This is a genomic window from Variovorax sp. V35, assembly GCF_041154465.1.
GTDB classification, from domain to species: domain Bacteria; phylum Pseudomonadota; class Gammaproteobacteria; order Burkholderiales; family Burkholderiaceae_C; genus Variovorax; species Variovorax boronicumulans.
The window spans coordinates 3,463,536-3,478,308 of record NZ_AP028666.1 but is presented as its reverse complement, the minus strand read 5'-3'; the positions used below and the strand labels follow the sequence as shown (position 1 = coordinate 3,478,308).

16 protein-coding genes are annotated in these 14,773 nt (G+C 68.8%); 8 read left to right on the top strand and 8 right to left on the bottom strand.

Annotated elements, in window-relative coordinates; all coding sequences use genetic code 11:
• Positions 1 to 25 precede the first annotated feature (25 nt).
• The 4 genes from ACAM42_RS16065 to ACAM42_RS16050 all read right to left on the bottom strand — a co-directional run bounded on the left by ACAM42_RS16065 (position 26) and on the right by ACAM42_RS16050 (position 3,762).
• On the bottom strand, positions 26 to 361 hold the full coding sequence (locus ACAM42_RS16065; RefSeq protein ID WP_369632617.1) for a multidrug efflux SMR transporter: 336 nt from the start codon (positions 359 to 361) through the stop codon (positions 26 to 28).
• Positions 362 to 569: 208 nt separating this feature from the next.
• On the bottom strand, positions 570 to 2,093 hold the full coding sequence (locus ACAM42_RS16060) for a tripartite tricarboxylate transporter permease (RefSeq protein ID WP_354343496.1): 1,524 nt from the start codon (positions 2,091 to 2,093) through the stop codon (positions 570 to 572).
• A 15-nt stretch (positions 2,094 to 2,108) separates the two neighbouring features.
• Complete coding sequence (locus ACAM42_RS16055; protein WP_062482508.1) at positions 2,109 to 2,660, bottom strand: tripartite tricarboxylate transporter TctB family protein; 552 nt, start codon at positions 2,658 to 2,660, stop codon at positions 2,109 to 2,111.
• A gap of 142 nt (positions 2,661 to 2,802) precedes the next feature.
• Positions 2,803 to 3,762 carry a tripartite tricarboxylate transporter substrate binding protein gene (locus ACAM42_RS16050; protein ID WP_070060440.1) on the bottom strand — a complete coding sequence of 320 codons (960 nt, stop codon included), beginning with the start codon at positions 3,760 to 3,762 and terminating at the stop codon, positions 2,803 to 2,805.
• Between the two features lie 133 nt (positions 3,763 to 3,895).
• Between ACAM42_RS16050 and ACAM42_RS16045 the strand changes: the two genes are divergently transcribed.
• The 4 genes from ACAM42_RS16045 to ACAM42_RS16030 are packed head-to-tail and all read left to right on the top strand — an operon-like array spanning position 3,896 to position 7,357.
• Positions 3,896 to 4,576, top strand: a complete 681-nt coding sequence (locus ACAM42_RS16045; protein WP_062481159.1) for a response regulator transcription factor — start codon at positions 3,896 to 3,898, stop codon at positions 4,574 to 4,576.
• A gap of 20 nt (positions 4,577 to 4,596) precedes the next feature.
• Entirely contained in the window at positions 4,597 to 6,015 is a 1,419-nt protein-coding gene (locus ACAM42_RS16040) for a sensor histidine kinase (protein WP_174543702.1), read from the top strand.
• Positions 6,016 to 6,034: 19 nt separating this feature from the next.
• Positions 6,035 to 6,502: an RNA-binding S4 domain-containing protein gene (locus ACAM42_RS16035; RefSeq protein WP_062481157.1), complete on the top strand. Its 468-nt coding sequence runs from the start codon at positions 6,035 to 6,037 to the stop codon at positions 6,500 to 6,502.
• A gap of 48 nt (positions 6,503 to 6,550) precedes the next feature.
• Positions 6,551 to 7,357, top strand: coding sequence for a polyphosphate kinase 2 family protein (locus ACAM42_RS16030; RefSeq protein WP_369632616.1), 807 nt, complete (start codon positions 6,551 to 6,553; stop codon positions 7,355 to 7,357).
• A 22-nt stretch (positions 7,358 to 7,379) separates the two neighbouring features.
• Here ACAM42_RS16030 and ACAM42_RS16025 read toward each other — a convergent pair whose 3' ends face one another.
• On the bottom strand, positions 7,380 to 8,063 hold the full coding sequence (locus tag ACAM42_RS16025; protein WP_369632615.1) for a hypothetical protein: 684 nt from the start codon (positions 8,061 to 8,063) through the stop codon (positions 7,380 to 7,382).
• Between the two features lie 173 nt (positions 8,064 to 8,236).
• Between ACAM42_RS16025 and ACAM42_RS16020 the strand changes: the two genes are divergently transcribed.
• Positions 8,237 to 8,602, top strand: a complete 366-nt coding sequence (locus tag ACAM42_RS16020; RefSeq protein ID WP_139705347.1) for a c-type cytochrome — start codon at positions 8,237 to 8,239, stop codon at positions 8,600 to 8,602.
• Positions 8,603 to 8,610: 8 nt separating this feature from the next.
• Here ACAM42_RS16020 and ACAM42_RS16015 read toward each other — a convergent pair whose 3' ends face one another.
• The gene (locus ACAM42_RS16015) at positions 8,611 to 9,399 is read right to left on the bottom strand and encodes a winged-helix domain-containing protein (protein WP_369632614.1); all 789 of its coding nucleotides are present in this window, start codon (positions 9,397 to 9,399) and stop codon (positions 8,611 to 8,613) included.
• A gap of 291 nt (positions 9,400 to 9,690) precedes the next feature.
• Complete coding sequence (locus ACAM42_RS16010) at positions 9,691 to 10,716, bottom strand: AraC family transcriptional regulator (RefSeq protein ID WP_369632613.1); 1,026 nt, start codon at positions 10,714 to 10,716, stop codon at positions 9,691 to 9,693.
• A gap of 397 nt (positions 10,717 to 11,113) precedes the next feature.
• Between ACAM42_RS16010 and ACAM42_RS16005 the strand changes: the two genes are divergently transcribed.
• From ACAM42_RS16005 to ACAM42_RS15995, 3 genes are all read left to right on the top strand, one after another.
• Entirely contained in the window at positions 11,114 to 11,767 is a 654-nt protein-coding gene (locus ACAM42_RS16005) for a hypothetical protein (RefSeq protein WP_369632612.1), read from the top strand.
• Positions 11,768 to 11,925: 158 nt separating this feature from the next.
• The gene (locus ACAM42_RS16000) at positions 11,926 to 12,636 is read left to right on the top strand and encodes a Crp/Fnr family transcriptional regulator (protein ID WP_083259102.1); all 711 of its coding nucleotides are present in this window, start codon (positions 11,926 to 11,928) and stop codon (positions 12,634 to 12,636) included.
• A gap of 42 nt (positions 12,637 to 12,678) precedes the next feature.
• Entirely contained in the window at positions 12,679 to 13,413 is a 735-nt protein-coding gene (locus ACAM42_RS15995; protein WP_369632611.1) for an AP2 domain-containing protein, read from the top strand.
• A gap of 10 nt (positions 13,414 to 13,423) precedes the next feature.
• On the opposite strand, the gene ACAM42_RS15990 is transcribed toward ACAM42_RS15995, so the two are convergent.
• A complete protein-coding gene (locus tag ACAM42_RS15990; protein ID WP_369632610.1) occupies positions 13,424 to 14,737 on the bottom strand; it encodes an OmpP1/FadL family transporter in 1,314 nt (437 codons plus the stop codon).
• Positions 14,738 to 14,773 lie beyond the last annotated feature (36 nt).

The window sequence follows — 14,773 nt, the reverse complement described above, 5'->3', positions numbered from 1 at the left end:
CTGAGCGCGGGCAGCGGTGAGCCCGCTACCGCGCCTCGATGTTCAGCACCACCACGCCCGCCACGATGGCCAGCAGGCCGACCACGCGCGTCAGCGTGACCGCTTCACCGAACCAGACCATGCCGGCGACCGCGATCAGCGCGGTGCCGGCACCGGCCCAGACCGCGTAGCCCAGCCCCACATCCAGCACGCGCACCGCGAGCGACATGAGCCAGATCGCGCCGGCATAGCAGGCGGCGGTGAGCAGCGAGGGCAACAGGCGGGTGAAACCTTCGGCATGGCGAAGGGCGATGGTGCCGGCGACTTCCGCCGCCACGCTGGCCGCGAGCAGCAGCCAGGCCAGAGTCTGTGGACTCTTCATGGGAATACCTCGTCACACCCCTGCCGTACCGGGCATGGAATGCGGGCGATGCAAGCGGTACCCCGAACGAAGCCGCCATTCTGGGGACATGCGGCGACGCGGTGATGACTGCGCAGTCAAGCCCCTTGGCGCCGCAGGCGCATTCAAAAAAAATGCCGCGGGCGCCAATCGCCCGCGGCATGTGAACCGACAAAGAGGGTCGATCGCGTCAGGCGTCCAGCTGCGCCAATCGCTTCAGCTTGCGTTCGCTCATGCGCTTGGCCAGGCGCGGCAGCACCAGCACGGCGACGATGGCGATGATCACCACGATCGACTCGGGGCGCTGGAAGAACACGATCGGGCTGCCCTGTCCCATGGCAATCGCGTTGCGCAGGTTGGCTTCGGCGAGCGGCCCGAGGATCATGCCGACCACCACGGGGGCGGTCGGGAAATCGAAGCGCCGCATCACCACGCCCAGGAGGCCGATGCCGAACAGCAGGAACAGGTCGAAGGTGTTCTGGCGCATGCCGTACGCACCCACGGTCGCGAAGATCAGGATGCCGGCGTACAGCTGCGGCTTCGGGATCTTGAGCAGCTTGACCCACAGGCCGACCATCGGCAGGTTGAGCACCAGCAGCATCAGGTTGCCGATGTACAGCGAGGCGATCAGCGCCCAGACCAGCGCGGCCGAGGTGGTAAAGAGCTGCGGGCCCGGCTGGATGCCGTAGTTCTGGAACGCGCCCAGCATGATGGCCGTGGTGTTCGAGGTGGGAATGCCCAGCGTGAGCAGCGGAATCAGCGCGGCGGTCACGGTGGCGTTGTTGGCGGCCTCGGGGCCGGCCACGCCTTCGATGGCGCCGGTGGTGCCGAACTCGGCCTTGGCATCGGCGTCCTTCGCGAGCTTCTTCTCGGTGGCATAGCTCAGGAAGGTCGGGATCTCGGTGCCGCCGGCCGGAATGCAGCCGAAGGGCGTGCCGATGGCCGCGCCGCGCAGCCAGGCGGGAATGGAACGCTTCCAGTCGCGCGAGGTCATGTGCACGCGGGTCAGCTTGTTCTGGCCCTCGACCACGCGGCCTTCGTACAGCACGGCGTACAGCACCTCGGCCACCGCAAACAGGCCCACCGCCACCAGCACGATCTCGATGCCGTCGAGCAGCTCGGGCATGTTGCCGGTGTAGCGGCCCTGGCCGGTGATCTGGTCCAGGCCCACGCAGCCGATGGCCAGGCCGACGAACAGCGCCGTCATGCCGCGCAGCGTGCTCTTGCCGAGCACCGCGCTCACGGTGGTGAAGGCCAGCAGCATCAAGAGGAAGTACTCGGGTGCCGCCAGGCGCACGGCGTAGTCGGCCACGAACGGCGCGAACAGCGTGACGACCACAGTGGCGATGGTGCCGGCCACGAAGGAGCCGATGGCGGCGGTGGCGAGCGCGGCGCCCGCGCGGCCGCTCTTGGCCATCTTGTTGCCTTCCATCGCCGTGACCATGCTGGCGGTTTCGCCGGGCGTGTTCAGCAGGATCGAGGTGGTCGAGCCGCCGTACATGGCGCCGTAGTAGATGCCCGAGAAGAAGATCATCGAGGCCGTGATGTCGACCTTGCCGGTGATCGGCAGCAGCATCGCCACCGCCACGGCGGGGCCGATGCCGGGCAGCACGCCCACCGCCGTGCCCAGGGCACAGCCGATGAGGCACCACAGCAGGTTGATGGGGGTGATCGCGGCCGCGAAGCCGGTCATCAGTGCGTTGAAGATATCCATTTGGCGTGGCTCCGCTCAGATCCAGCCGGTGCTGGTGAGACCCGGCAGGCTGATGGCCAGGAACTTGGTGAACATCCAGAAGACCGGGGCCGAGATCGCCAGGCCGGTCACCAAGTCGGTGACCCAGGTGGCCGGTGCGTTGACCTTGGCCTGCCCGGCAGCGCGGCGCAGGCCCTGCACGGCCAGCAGGTAGCACAGCGCGCAGCTCAGGATGAAGCCGATGCTGGTGATGAGCGCCGCATTGAGCAGCAGGCCCGCCGCCACCCAGATGAAGCCGGGCCAGTAGGCGGTGTCGGCACCGGAGGGCGCGTCGAGCTCGCGGAAGCCGCCGCTGAACGCTTCCCAGGTGATCCACGCGCCGCAGACCATCAGGACGATCGAGACCATCCAGGGCAGGAAGTTGGGGCCGACGCCGCCGTAGCCGGCTTCGGAAGAAATGCCGATGGCGCCGAAGGCCAGCGCAGCGCCGGTCAGGAGCACGCCGAGACCGACGACGTATTGCGGCCAGCGGGCCGCGCCGGAGGTGGCCTCAGCGGAATGTGAGACCGAGGATTCTGGAGTTGTCATTTTTTGCTCCCGCAGTCGTGGGGAAAAAGAAGGCCCCTTCCAGAAACACCGCCAACCGGCTTTGCCGGGCCGCGGGTGTTGCCCCCGGAAGGGGGTTGGCGCGCGCGACACGAAGTGCGCGCAGCCTGGGGGCGAGCCAAATTCAGACCATGCCGGACTTGGCCATGATCGCGCGCAGGCTGGCGAAGTCGTCGTCGACGAACTTGGCGAAGGCATCGCCCGACAGCACGGCCGGCGTCCAGTCGTTCTTCTTGAGCGACTCGGCCCACGACGGGCTCTTGAGCGCGGCCAGCACCATGTCGGTCAGGGCCTTGCGCTGCTCGGCCGAGATGCCGGGCGCGCCGTACACGCCGCGCCAGTTGCCGATCTCGACATCGATGCCCTGTTCCTTCAGGGTCGGCACGTTGATGCCCGGCAGGCGCTGGGCGGAGGTGACAGCAATGGGTTTCATCTTGCCGGCGGCGATGTACTCGGCGAATTCGCTGTAGCCGCTGCCGCCGATGGTGACGTTGCCGCCCAGGATGGCGGCGGTGGCTTCACCGCCTCCGCGGAAGGCCACGTAGTTGATCTTGGACGGATCGGCGCCGACCTTCTGCGCGATCATGGCCGCGGCGATGTGCTCGGTGGAGCCGCGCGAACCGCCGCCCCACTTGACGCTGCCCGGGTCCTTCTTGAGCTGCTCGACCACGTCCTTCATGGTCTTGAAGGGCGAATTCGACGGCAGCACGAACACGTTGTATTCGGTGGTCAGGCGCGCGATGGGCGTGGCCTGCGACAGGTTGACCGGCGGCTTGCCGGTGATGATGCCGCCCAGCATGACCGAGCCCATGACCATCAGCGCGTTGGCGTCGCCCTTGGAGCCGTTGACGAACTGGGCCAGGCCCAGCGCACCGGCGGCACCGCCCTTGTTGTCGTAGGCGACGGTGTCGGCCACCTTGGCGTCGGTCAGGGCCTTGCCCAGCGCGCGGCCGGTGGTGTCCCAGCCGCCACCCGGGTTGGCCGGGATCATCATCTTGACGTTGGCGGCAGCGCGCGCCGACAGCGGCAAGGCGCCGGCAGCGGCCAGTGCGGCCAGGGACTTCAAAAAGGTATCGCGACGCATCGTTGGTGTCTCCTGAGAACTTGGGAACGGATGGAACCTGACTTGGACCTGAGCCGCTATCATGCGCCGCCCCGCTGTCAGTTGGCTGTCCACCAGACTGGGGAAAACACCGAAGTACCGACCCCCTGCCCGTATGAAGCTGCTGCTCGTCGAAGACGACCCCTCGATGCAAATCACCCTGCAGCGCACCCTCGGGCGGCGCCGCATCGACGTGCGCATCTGCGGCGACGGCGCGCAGGCGATCGCGCAGTGGCGCGCCGTCGAGCCCGACGTGGTCGCGCTCGACCTGAGCCTGCCGCACGTCGACGGCCTGCAGGTGCTGGCCCAGGCGCGCGCCGAGGGCCTGCGCACGCCGGTGCTGCTGCTGACCGCGCGTGGCACGGTGGGCGACCGCATCATGGGCCTGAACGCCGGCGCAGACGACTACCTGCCCAAGCCCTTCGACCTGGACGAGCTCGAGGCCCGCATCCGCGCGCTGCGCCGGCGCAGCCTGAGCGCGGGGCCCGACCCGACGCTGAACCCGCTGGAGGTCGGCAGCCTGCGCTTCGAGCCCGACAACGGCGCCGTCTACCACCGCTCGGAACTGCTCGAGCTCACGCCGCGCGAGCTCGCGCTGCTCAAGGCGCTGATGATGAAACCCGGCCACGCGGTCACCAAGGAGCGCCTGTTCGAGCTGGTGTTCCCGGGCGAGTCCGAGGTGCAGTACGAGGCCATCGAGGTGGTCGTGTACCGCCTGCGCAAGAAGCTGGTGGGCACCGGCACCGTGCTGATGACGATGCGCGGCCTGGGCTATCTCCTGCGGGCCGAGACTTGAGGGCGGCCCTGCGGCGCACGATGTCGTCCCTGCGCGCGCGGCTCCTGCTCGGCATCCTGGTGCCGGTGGCCGTGTTCGTCGTGATCAACAGCGTGAGCCTGTACCGCCAGAGCCTGGCGGCCGCCACCACCGCCTACGACCGCACGCTGCTGGCCTCGGCCAAGACCATCGGCGAACAGCTCGACGTGGAAGGCTACGACGACATGGCGCGGCTGCGCGCGATCGTGCCCTACTCCGCGCTCGAGGCCTTCGAGGCCGACAACCGCAGCCGGCTGTTCTACCGCGTGTCGGCACTCGACGGCGAGATGGTCTCGGGCTTCGCCGAACTGCCCTTCTGGCGCGGGCGCATCCCCGACCGCGGGGCGTACGCGGCGCTGGTCGATTTCTACGACGCCGAGTTTCGCGGCCAGCCGGTGCGCGTCGCCGTGATGCTGCAGCCGGTGGCCAGCGCGCGCGGCCGCGGCATGGCCGTGGTGCAGGTGGCCGAAACATTGGAGCTGCGCGAAACACTCGTGCGCAAGCTGCTGCTCGACATGCTCTGGCGTCAGCTGCTGCTGATGGGCGTGATCGCGCTGGTCACCGTCGTCGTCGTGCAGCGCGCCACGCGGCCGGTGCGCGAACTCGGCGAAGCCATCGAGCGGCGCCCCGAAGACGACCTCTCGCCCATCGACGCGCCCGGCGCCCCGGCCGAGCTGCGCCCGCTGATCGACGCCACCACCGAGGTCATGGGCCGGCTGCAGCGGCTGCTCGATCACCAGAAGCGCTTCGTGCGCGACAGCGCCCACCAGCTGCGCACGCCGCTGGCGGTGCTGAAGGCGCAGGTGCAGTCGGCGCGCCGCGGCGACGTGGCGCCCGAGCAGGCGCTGGTCGAGATCAGCCAGACCGTCGAGCGCGCCACCACGCTGGCCAACCAGATGCTGTCGCTGGCGAAGGTGGAGCAACTGCGCCAGCAGCCCGAATCGGCGCTGCTCGACCTGGGCGACGTGGTGCGCCACATCGCGCTCGACCTGTCGCCGCTGGTGGCCGACAAGGCACTCGATTTCGAGCTGGCCGCCGACGACGCCGTGACCGTGCGCGCGCACCAGTGGATGCTGCAGGAGCTCACGCGCAACCTGCTGCACAACGCCATCAAGCACAGCCCCGCTGGCGCGCCGCTCTCGGTACGCGTGCACGCTGAAGGCGACGAGGCCGTGCTCACCGTGCGCGACGACGGTCCAGGCATTTCCGCCGAGCTGCGCCAGCGCCTGTTCGCACCGTTCTCGGCGGGCAACACCGCGAGCGGCTCGGGCCTGGGCCTGGCGATCTGCCGCGAGATCGTTCTGGCCCTGGGTGGACGCATCAGCCTCGACAACCGCACGGTACCCAACCCCGGCGGCGCCGATCGCGTGACCGGGCTCGACGCCGTGGTGCGGCTGCCGCTGTCGCGCCACAATGGCTGACCTTTCTTTTTCGACCTTCATGGACCGTCTGCGCATCGACAAGTGGCTCTGGGCCGCCCGCTTCTTCAAGACCCGCTCGCTGGCCGCGGACGAAATCGGCAAGAACCGCATCCAGGTGAACGGCGAGGTCGCCAAGGCCTCGCGCGAGGTCAAGGCCGGCGACACCGTCGCCATGCGCCTGGGCCCGCTCACGCGGACCGTGACCGTGCGCGGCCTCAGCGGCCAGCGCGGCCCGGCGCCCGTGGCCCAGCAGCTGTACGAGGAAACGCCTGAGAGCCTGGCGGCGCAGGCCGCCTTCCGCGAGCAGCGGCGCATGGGCAGCGAGCCGGCCCTGGCCATCGAGCAGGGCCGCCCGACCAAGCGCGACCGGCGCGAGATCGACGGCGTGCGCCACCAGGCCGAGTGGGACAACCGCTGGAGCGCGTCGATCGACGAAAGCAACGGCGACGACGACCACCCGCCGCCACGCGGGCGCCCGCAACGCTGATTCGCGTACCCTGCGGGCTTCGTTTCTTTTTTGACGGAGCGCCCGCAGATGTCCAAGTTCAAGAAGTACCGCGTCGGCAGCAAGTTCAAGCTCTCGCGCATCGACCCCGACGATTCGCCCTTTCTCACGGGCGACGAGTCGGCCCAGCGCGCCGAGCTCGACACCCTGGCCGTCGAGCTCGACGAACTGCAGGACGTGCTGCATGCCGAAGGCCGGCGCAAGGTGCTGCTGGTGCTGCAGGGCATGGACACCAGCGGCAAGGACGGCACGGTGCGCTGGGTGTTCTCGCGCACCTCGCCGCTGGGCGTGCGGGTGACGGCCTTCAAGGCGCCGAGCGAAGAAGAACGCGCGCACGACTACCTCTGGCGCTGCCACGCCGCCGTGCCGCGCACCGGCGAGATCATGGTGTGGAACCGCAGCCACTACGAGGACGTGCTGGTGCCCGTGGTCGAAGGCTGGATCGACGGCGACGAGGCCCGCCGCCGCTATACGCAGATCAACGATTTCGAGCGACTGCTCACCGAGACCGGCACGGTCGTCGTCAAGTGCATGCTGCACATCGACAAGGACGAGCAGCGCGAACGGCTGCAGGCCCGCATCGACACGCCCGGCAAGCAATGGAAGTTCAGCATGGGCGACCTCGAGGTGCGCACCAAGTGGGCCGACTACCAGAAGGCCTATCAGAACGCGCTGGCCGCCACCTCGAGCGACCATGCGCCGTGGCACGTGATCCCGGCCAACAGCAAGCGGCACCGCAACATGATGATCGCGCAGCTGCTCGTGAAGACGCTGCGCGACATGAAGCTGAAGGCCCCGCCGCCCGACCCGGCGCTCAAGGGCATGGTCGTGAAGTGAGCCTGGAGGTGGAGCGGCCGGCTCAGGAGCGGCGCACGGGCGCCGCCGCCGGGCGCATCGGCGTCTGCGCCAGCACGCGGCAGTTGCCGAACTCGCAGCGCACGGCCCAGGCCACGCCGGTGGTGCACGGCACGCTGTAGCTCTCGTAGCCCGGGCCCTTGGCCGTCAGCTCGGCGCGCGGCTGCACGTTGCAGCGGCCGGCCTTGGCCAGGCGCTCGACGTTGTAGGTGTCGATGCCCGTGCGGCGCGGCTTGAGCGCGAGCACGGGGTTGTAGGTGTTGCCGTAGAACGTGTCCTGCACGTTCGGGTCGAGGTTGCGGTAGCCGCGCTTGGCCATGCAATGGACGATGGCGATCTGCTGGTGCTCGGCGATCAGCGCGCTGCTGGGGCGGGTGTTCCAGTCGATGACGGCGGCGCTGATGCCGGTGTACGAGGCCGCGGCGACGATGCCCTGGCCGTGCACCGTGATCAGGCCCAGGCCCAGCGCGGCCCACATGGCGTCACCCGATTCGCTGCGCGCGGTGATGCGGGTGGCAGCCGTGCGGCAGTCGGCCACGTCGCTGTCGTAGCGCACCTTGTCCACGCCTTCCATGGCCACCATCGGCACGTACGACATGCCGGTGCCCTGGCCGGGCCCGGGCGGCGGTGCGCTGGCGCATCCGGCCAGAACCACGGTGGCCAATGCAATGCTGAGCGGCAGCTTCATGGGAATCCCTCGTCCTCTTCGCGGTAGTTGCGAGGGATTTAACCATACATATAGTTACTCTTGAATCGACTTGTCGCGAATGAGAGACGACCTCCAGACGGGGCATTCGGGCTGCGATCCGGGGTCTGCGACAGGGCAAGGTACAGTTTTCACCCCTCCCCGGTTTCCCCTCCATGCCCTGTATTCCCCGGCTTTCCGCTCCCCACTTTCTCTCGATCGCCCTCGCCGCCGCATCCTTCGGTGCCGCAGCCCAGCAGCCGCAACTTTCCGCTGTCGACCTGGCGCGCAAGAACGCCTGCATGGCCTGCCATGGCCTGGTGCACAAGCAGGTTGGGCCGGGCTTCGCACAGATCGCCGAGCGCTACCGCGGCGACGCCGCCGCGCCGGCACGGCTGGCCGAGAAGATCCGCAACGGCAGCGTCGGCACCTGGGGCCGCGTGATCATGCCGCGCCAATCGCTGGTGTCGGAGGCCGACGCGCAGGTGCTCGCGCGCTGGGTGCTGGCGCAGCCGCAACAGCAGCAGCCACCCGCGCGCTGAATCGCCGCTCAGGTCGACAGCTGCGACGGCGCGGCCGACGCCACCCGGAAATCCGCCGGGAACGTCCAGGTGCCGGGCGCCTCGCGCTTGCCCAGCTGGCTCAATTGATAGCCCATGCCCCACACCGCGTGCAGCGACAGGCCGTGCGGCTGGTCGACATACAACCCGAGCTTGCGGCGCAGCTTCGACACGTTGGCGTCCAGCGTGCGCGAGCCAGCGGCCACGCCGCTTTGCCAGCCGATCATTTCCAGGTGCTCCCGGTCCAGCGGCCGGTTCATGTGGCGGAAGAATTCGGCCGCGAGGTCGAATTCGATCGGCGTCAGGCGAATCTCGGTGCCGGCCACGTCGACCATGTCGAACGGCGACAACAGGCTGAATTCCTGCCAGTCGAGGCTGCGCGGCACCACCGGCCGGTTGCGCTGGCGCAGGAAGAATTCGAGCATGAAGTACATCTCCTCGAAGGTCGACGGCTCCGGCAGCACGGCGTCGTCGGGGCCGGCATGCAACAGCGACAACCCGCGGATCTGCCGCTTGCGCGCGCTCATGATCAATGGCGTGTGGTAACGCAGCGTTTCACGCACCTGGCCCACGAGTTTTTGTACGTCGTCGGGTGCCGACGGAATTGAAAGCAGCAGTGCCTCGAAATTACCACCGGGTGCCACCTGCGCAATCAATTCGTCGACATGCGCAAATGCGACGGGCGTATAACCCAGCATCTTGACGGCACGACTGGCGTGCCACCGCGTTCGGGGAGAGGGGTCCAACACTGCAATGTGCGGGGAGTTTTGCTCAAACATTGAAAATTACCTTGCACACCGTGGCGTCACAAACTTCTATTTTTGCCCCGTTGGCGGGGAAATCGACTTTTATCATTCAACCCTTCAGGAATAAATTGCTCTGAATTGTTGAAGGCAGACGCATTTTTTTACGAATGCATTTCCAACCTGCGCAATTCCTTGGGAAGTGAATCTATTCCCAAATAAAGTTCACAGGTATGAATGAAGGGAACAGAAATATGAGGATCAGGCACGGCGGCCACGCCATGCACCCATCCACCGGCCAGGGCGGCCGGGCCGGCGGCGCGCCGGTCAGCTGACGAGCAACGTGCCGTCTGCCGCGGCCTGCCCCTGCTGCAGGGCAAAGGTGCGCGGCGTGCAGCCGTACTTCTTGCGGAAGACGAGGCCGAAGTAGGCCGGGTCCGCAAAGCCGCAGTCGTAGGCGACCTGGGCGACGAACCTGCGCGCGCCCTCGGGGCTGCGCAGCATGCGGGCCGCGGCCTCGAGCCGGTCGTTCTGCAGGGTCTCGAGAAAGGTCATGCCGCGGCCGGCCTTGGCGAACACCTTGTGCACGTAGCGCACCGACACGTTGAAGCTGGCGGCCAGCTTCTGCGCGTCGATCTCGGTGTCGGCGTGGTGCTCACGAATCCAGGCGCGCATGCGGGCGTGCAGGTCGCCGTCGCGCGGCGACACGCGCTCGCCCAGCGCGCCCGGCTGCGCCCTCAGCCCGTTCTGTTCCAGCGAGAACGACAGCATCGACATCAGGTGCTCACCGAGCAGCTGGCGCTGCGCGGGGCTCTGGATGCTGCACAGGTGCTCCACGTCCAGCGCCCGCAGGCAGCCCGACAGCATCCCGGCCCAGCCCTTGGCGCCGGCCAGCCGCAGGTCGGTGGACTGGTCCGCATGCGGCAGCCAGCGGTTCACCACCGCTTCCGACAGGCCCAGCGTCCATGAGTTGGTGGCCTCGGTCGAGCGCAGGCGCAGCGGCTGCCAGGAGTCGATCAGGACCATGTCGCCCGCAGCCAGTTCGATGCGCTGGCGCTGCTCGCTGATGGCCAGGCCGCCGTCGAGCTTGATCAGCAGGTGATAGGGATAGACCTCGGCGCCCATGAGCTGGCTCGGGCCCGTGCGCTCGATGGTTGCGCCGCTGCCGTGCACCCGCATGAAGGCCATCCCGGCCGTGTCGACGATGGTGAGTTCCTGCTGGAAGTGGCTGCGCTCGGGGCTGTCCAGCCGCCCCACGTGCGGGCCGATCTCGTCGGCCCAGAAGGCGAACCCGTCTTTGCGCGACACCATGCCGGTGTGAAAGCGCTGGATGCGACTGTCGGTGTCGGACATGCGGCACGCCCCTCTTCCTCCATGCAGCCGGCGCCACGCCAGAAGCCGCGGGTCACGAACGGGAACTCCCGATTTTTTCCTGACAGGTCCGCGTGGACCTCGGATAATTTTTACAAACGATAACAGAGATAACAGCCCGGGTGTTCGGGGGGATGACGCACCGCGCCCACTGGCGCAAGCCACGGTTCCAGGCCTTGCCGATCGCCGATCGCCGATCGCCGGTCGGCGGGCCGGTCCGGGCCCGCTTCGCCCTTCGGCCGGCGCTCGCGGCGGGCAATTGCATCCGGATGTGACTCGCGACACATCCGCGCCGCGAAAGCGAATGTCAAAGAAGGGCGCGATTCGTAGCATTCCTTCGGATCGAACGTCAACCGGAACTCTCTCTACTGGGGATGAAATGGCTGCCTTGTTTTTCACGGAACTCGAACCTTTCGGCACGCGATGGCGCGCAGCGCTGGCGTCCTGCCTGCCGGCGCTGCGCCGCGATGCCGAAGTGGTGCGGCCTGCTTCTCCCCCGCCGCCGGCGGACCGGGTGTGTGCGCTGGTCTTCATCGCCAACCTGGCGCAACTGGCCGACACCGACGGCCCGGAGGTGGCGGCGGGCGTGAGCCGCGAGATCCGGCGCCGGCTCTTCGCGGCCTTCCCGCCGTCGGGCGACACCGACCTGAGCTGCCTGCGCGACGACTGCTTTCTGCTGCGAACCCGCCACGCGCGGCTGGACGACCTGCTGGCCGCGCTCGGGCGCGAGCCGATCCTCGTCAAGGGCATCGCCGCGCAGCCGCAGCTGCATGCCGACTGGATCGCCCTGCGCGACAGCAGGCCGATGAGCCCAGCCGAAATCGAACTGGCGCTGTGGGCCGCACAACCGCATCCCGCGCCCACGGCCAGGGCGCGGCCTGCGAGCGACGTCGTGGTGGACGACATCGAACACGTGTACGACCTGCGCATCGCGCGGCAGGGAGATGCCCTGTGGCTGCGCGAGCGCTGTCTGCGAGGTGCCGAGGAACGGGCCCGGATCGACACGCTGTTCGCGCAGCTCCAGCCCGGCTGAGATGGCCTTGCCGCCTTCAGCCCATCGCAGCCCGGCCCGGCAAAGGGGCGCCCGATGGCGAGTCGCCCCGGGGGCACCGCACCGTCCTGTTCCTTGACCGCCGCCCGTGGATTCGCCCATGAGAACGAACCGCCGATGGTCTCGCAACCCCCTTGGCCATGTATCTCCATCCCCTGATCGCCAGCGTGCCGCCCGACGAGCGCGCCGCCTTGATTCGCAGCAGCGCGCTGCATTCCTACCGGCGCAACGAGATCGTGCTGCAGGCGGACACGCACACCGACCGCATCTACTGCGTGGCCACCGGCCTGCTGCGCGCGGTCGACAGGGACGTGACGACCGACTTCATCCGCCGGGGCGATTTCTTCCTCGGCCCCTCGCTGGGCGAGAACAGCTACCAGGCCACCTCGACGCTGGTGGCCGCCCTGCCCTCGTCGGTCTACCACCTGCCGGTGGCCGCGGTGCGCCGGCTGTGCGCGCTGTACCCCGAGGTGACCATGGGCCTGCTGGAGATCGCGATGAAACGCGTCGCCATGGTGCGCGGCCAGCTGCGCCGCATCTCGTCGCTGTCGTCCGAAAGCCTCGTGAGCCGCGTGCTGCACGAGTTGACGCAGCTGGCGCCGGCCGCCACGGGCGGCTACGACAAGCGCATCACGCAGGCGGTGATCGCGTCGTACTCGGGGCTCTCGCGCGAGGTCGTCAACAAGACCATGCGCGACATGGAAAGCCGCGGGCTGGTGCGCCGCGACGACCAGGGCGTGCACGTGCCGCCGACCTTCGCCTCGACCGATTTCGGCAGCCTGCCGCCGCAGGCCCACGAGCTCTCCGACGAACTCTGCGCCTGGAACGGCGACAGCCCCGAAGCGCCATGACACGCCGCCTTCATCGGCCCTGACACAAGGACAGCACCGACGATGCCCAAAGGAATTCCGAACCCCGTCGACATGTATGGCATTTCGCCCCGCCCCTGGGGCTTCGAGGTGTCGCTCGTGCGAAACGGCGTGCGCTACGCGCGCCTCTTCGGCCACGCCAGCTACGGCGGCCCCCAGCAGGCGCTGCGACGCGCCCAGGCCTGGCGCGACACCATCGTGAAGGAGCATCCGCCGGTCGCGCGCAAAGACCGCGCGCAGACCCTGCGCAGCAACAACAAGACGGGCGAGCCCGGCGTCTTCAGTCGCTTGTCCGCGCAAGGCAAGCCGGTCGCCTGGCTGGCCAAGACCTACCTCGGGAACGAAGAGATCCTGCGCGCCGAATTCGACCTCGCCGACTGGGGCCCCGCGGCCCGCGCGCATGCCATCGGCGAGCGGCAACGCCAGCTCGGCCGCATGGTCGGCCTCGCGCGGCTGCACCCCGCCGAAGAAGCCATCCGCCGGCGCCCGCCGCCCGACGACGAAGCGGCGCTGCCGCCCAAGCGCTCGAAGTCGGAGATCGTGCGACGCAACAACACGAGCGGCGTCAGCGGCGTGCAGTTCAAGACGCCACGCGCGGGCCATCCCGGGTACTGGGTGGCGATCACCTACTCGGCGGGCAAGGGCAGCGTGAGCCGCTCGTTCTCGGTGCGCACGCTCGGCTACGACGTGGCGCGCGACATGGCGATTGCCGAACGCCAGCAGCAGTTGCAGGCGAAGACGACGAACGACGACGCCTGAACCCGGCCTCCTAGAAGCGCACCGCGTACTGCACGCCGAGGCTCTGCTGGCGCGTGGCCAGGCTCTCTCGTCCCCAGGGGTTCGACACGCCGCTCAGCTGCGCGCCCACCGCAGCGGCAAGCGCCGAAGGTCCGCGCGTGCGGTGTGCCGGCGCAAGCGAATAGAAGACCGACCATTCGGTGCGCGCCGACGTCGCATAGCCCAGCCCCAGCGTGAAGTGCCGGCGGAACGTCGAAGGCGAACTGAGGTTGTCGCTGGTGGCCGCGTCCGCATAGGCGGCGCTGTTCGCCGACACGCCCGCGGACAGGCGCAGGGCCGGCGTGGCCTGGTAGCGCACGCCGAGCTTGACGACGTTCATGTCCTTCCAGCCATTGCCCGGGCCGCCCGCCGCACCGCGCAGCACCGAGCCATCGAAGGGCCGGTTGCCCAGCCCTGCCACGCCCGCATAGCCGATGCGCTGGTAGTCCAGCAGCACCGACAGCGCCTCGGTCGGCGACCACTGCAGGCCGACGAGCAGGTTCATCGGCACATCGAGCCGGCCGTGGTCGGCCAGCAGGCCCTCGTAGGCCTTGATGCGGCCCATGCGCGTGCGCGGCGACCAGGCGGCGCCCAGGCTCAGCGTGTCGCTCGCGCGCCAGTACGCCCCGATGCGAAAGCCCACGCCGAACGACGAGGCCACGCCCTGGTTGCTCAGGTGCTGCGGCGCCGCCGACTGCGGCGCCAGCGGCTGCACGCCCTCGGCCTTGAACTGCTGCGCCGTGAGCAGCAGCGAGGCGCCGACCGACCAGCGCTCGCCCAGCTGCTTCGACACCGTGGGCGCCACCGTCAGCTGCTTGATCGTCGTGATGCTGCGCCCCGTGCCGCAGGCCGCGTTCGCCCACTGCACCGCGCCGGTGGGCGACGGGCACGGCGTGCTGTCGGCGGGAAAGTAGGTGCCGGCGCCGTTGCTGTAGGCCACGAGGCCGGCCGACAGCCCCGGCGCGATCACGCGGCTGATCGCCAGTTCGGCCAGCGGCTCCCAGCGGCCGAGGCTGTCGGTGCGCGTGTCGAGCAGGCCCGTGGCAGGCGGCGGCATGTTCGCCGTGCGCACCATCTGCGTGTCGCCGCGCGTGGCGATGAAGTTGCCCTCCATCCGGTCGCCGACCCACACGGTGGTGGCGGGGTTGCTCGCGCCGCCGAAGGCATCGCGGGTCGATGCGGCCGCCGCGCCGGCAAGGCCGCGCGCCTCCGCGCCGTAGCCGATCTGGAAGTAGCCGTTGTCGGCCGCGGCCAGCGCCGGGCACAGCGCAGCCGCGGACACCAGGGTCCGCCATGTCGTTGTCATCGTTGTCTCCGTTTTTTGTTTTCTTTGAGCGCAGGG

Bases quoted from the DNA above. Each gene is read 5' to 3' on its own strand.
- ACAM42_RS16065 (WP_369632617.1), bottom strand. From the start codon at position 361: ATGAAGAGTCCACAGACTCTGGCCTGGCTGCTGCTCGCGGCCAGCGTG.
- ACAM42_RS16060 (WP_354343496.1), bottom strand. From the start codon at position 2,093: ATGGATATCTTCAACGCACTGATGACCGGCTTCGCGGCCGCGATCACC.
- ACAM42_RS16055 (WP_062482508.1), bottom strand. From the start codon at position 2,660: ATGACAACTCCAGAATCCTCGGTCTCACATTCCGCTGAGGCCACCTCC.
- ACAM42_RS16050 (WP_070060440.1), bottom strand. From the start codon at position 3,762: ATGCGTCGCGATACCTTTTTGAAGTCCCTGGCCGCACTGGCCGCTGCC.
- ACAM42_RS16045 (WP_062481159.1), top strand. From the start codon at position 3,896: ATGAAGCTGCTGCTCGTCGAAGACGACCCCTCGATGCAAATCACCCTG.
- ACAM42_RS16040 (WP_174543702.1), top strand. From the start codon at position 4,597: ATGTCGTCCCTGCGCGCGCGGCTCCTGCTCGGCATCCTGGTGCCGGTG.
- ACAM42_RS16035 (WP_062481157.1), top strand. From the start codon at position 6,035: ATGGACCGTCTGCGCATCGACAAGTGGCTCTGGGCCGCCCGCTTCTTC.
- ACAM42_RS16030 (WP_369632616.1), top strand. From the start codon at position 6,551: ATGTCCAAGTTCAAGAAGTACCGCGTCGGCAGCAAGTTCAAGCTCTCG.
- ACAM42_RS16025 (WP_369632615.1), bottom strand. From the start codon at position 8,063: ATGAAGCTGCCGCTCAGCATTGCATTGGCCACCGTGGTTCTGGCCGGA.
- ACAM42_RS16020 (WP_139705347.1), top strand. From the start codon at position 8,237: ATGCCCTGTATTCCCCGGCTTTCCGCTCCCCACTTTCTCTCGATCGCC.
- ACAM42_RS16015 (WP_369632614.1), bottom strand. From the start codon at position 9,399: ATGTTTGAGCAAAACTCCCCGCACATTGCAGTGTTGGACCCCTCTCCC.
- ACAM42_RS16010 (WP_369632613.1), bottom strand. From the start codon at position 10,716: ATGTCCGACACCGACAGTCGCATCCAGCGCTTTCACACCGGCATGGTG.
- ACAM42_RS16005 (WP_369632612.1), top strand. From the start codon at position 11,114: ATGGCTGCCTTGTTTTTCACGGAACTCGAACCTTTCGGCACGCGATGG.
- ACAM42_RS16000 (WP_083259102.1), top strand. From the start codon at position 11,926: ATGTATCTCCATCCCCTGATCGCCAGCGTGCCGCCCGACGAGCGCGCC.
- ACAM42_RS15995 (WP_369632611.1), top strand. From the start codon at position 12,679: ATGCCCAAAGGAATTCCGAACCCCGTCGACATGTATGGCATTTCGCCC.
- ACAM42_RS15990 (WP_369632610.1), bottom strand. From the start codon at position 14,737: ATGACAACGACATGGCGGACCCTGGTGTCCGCGGCTGCGCTGTGCCCG.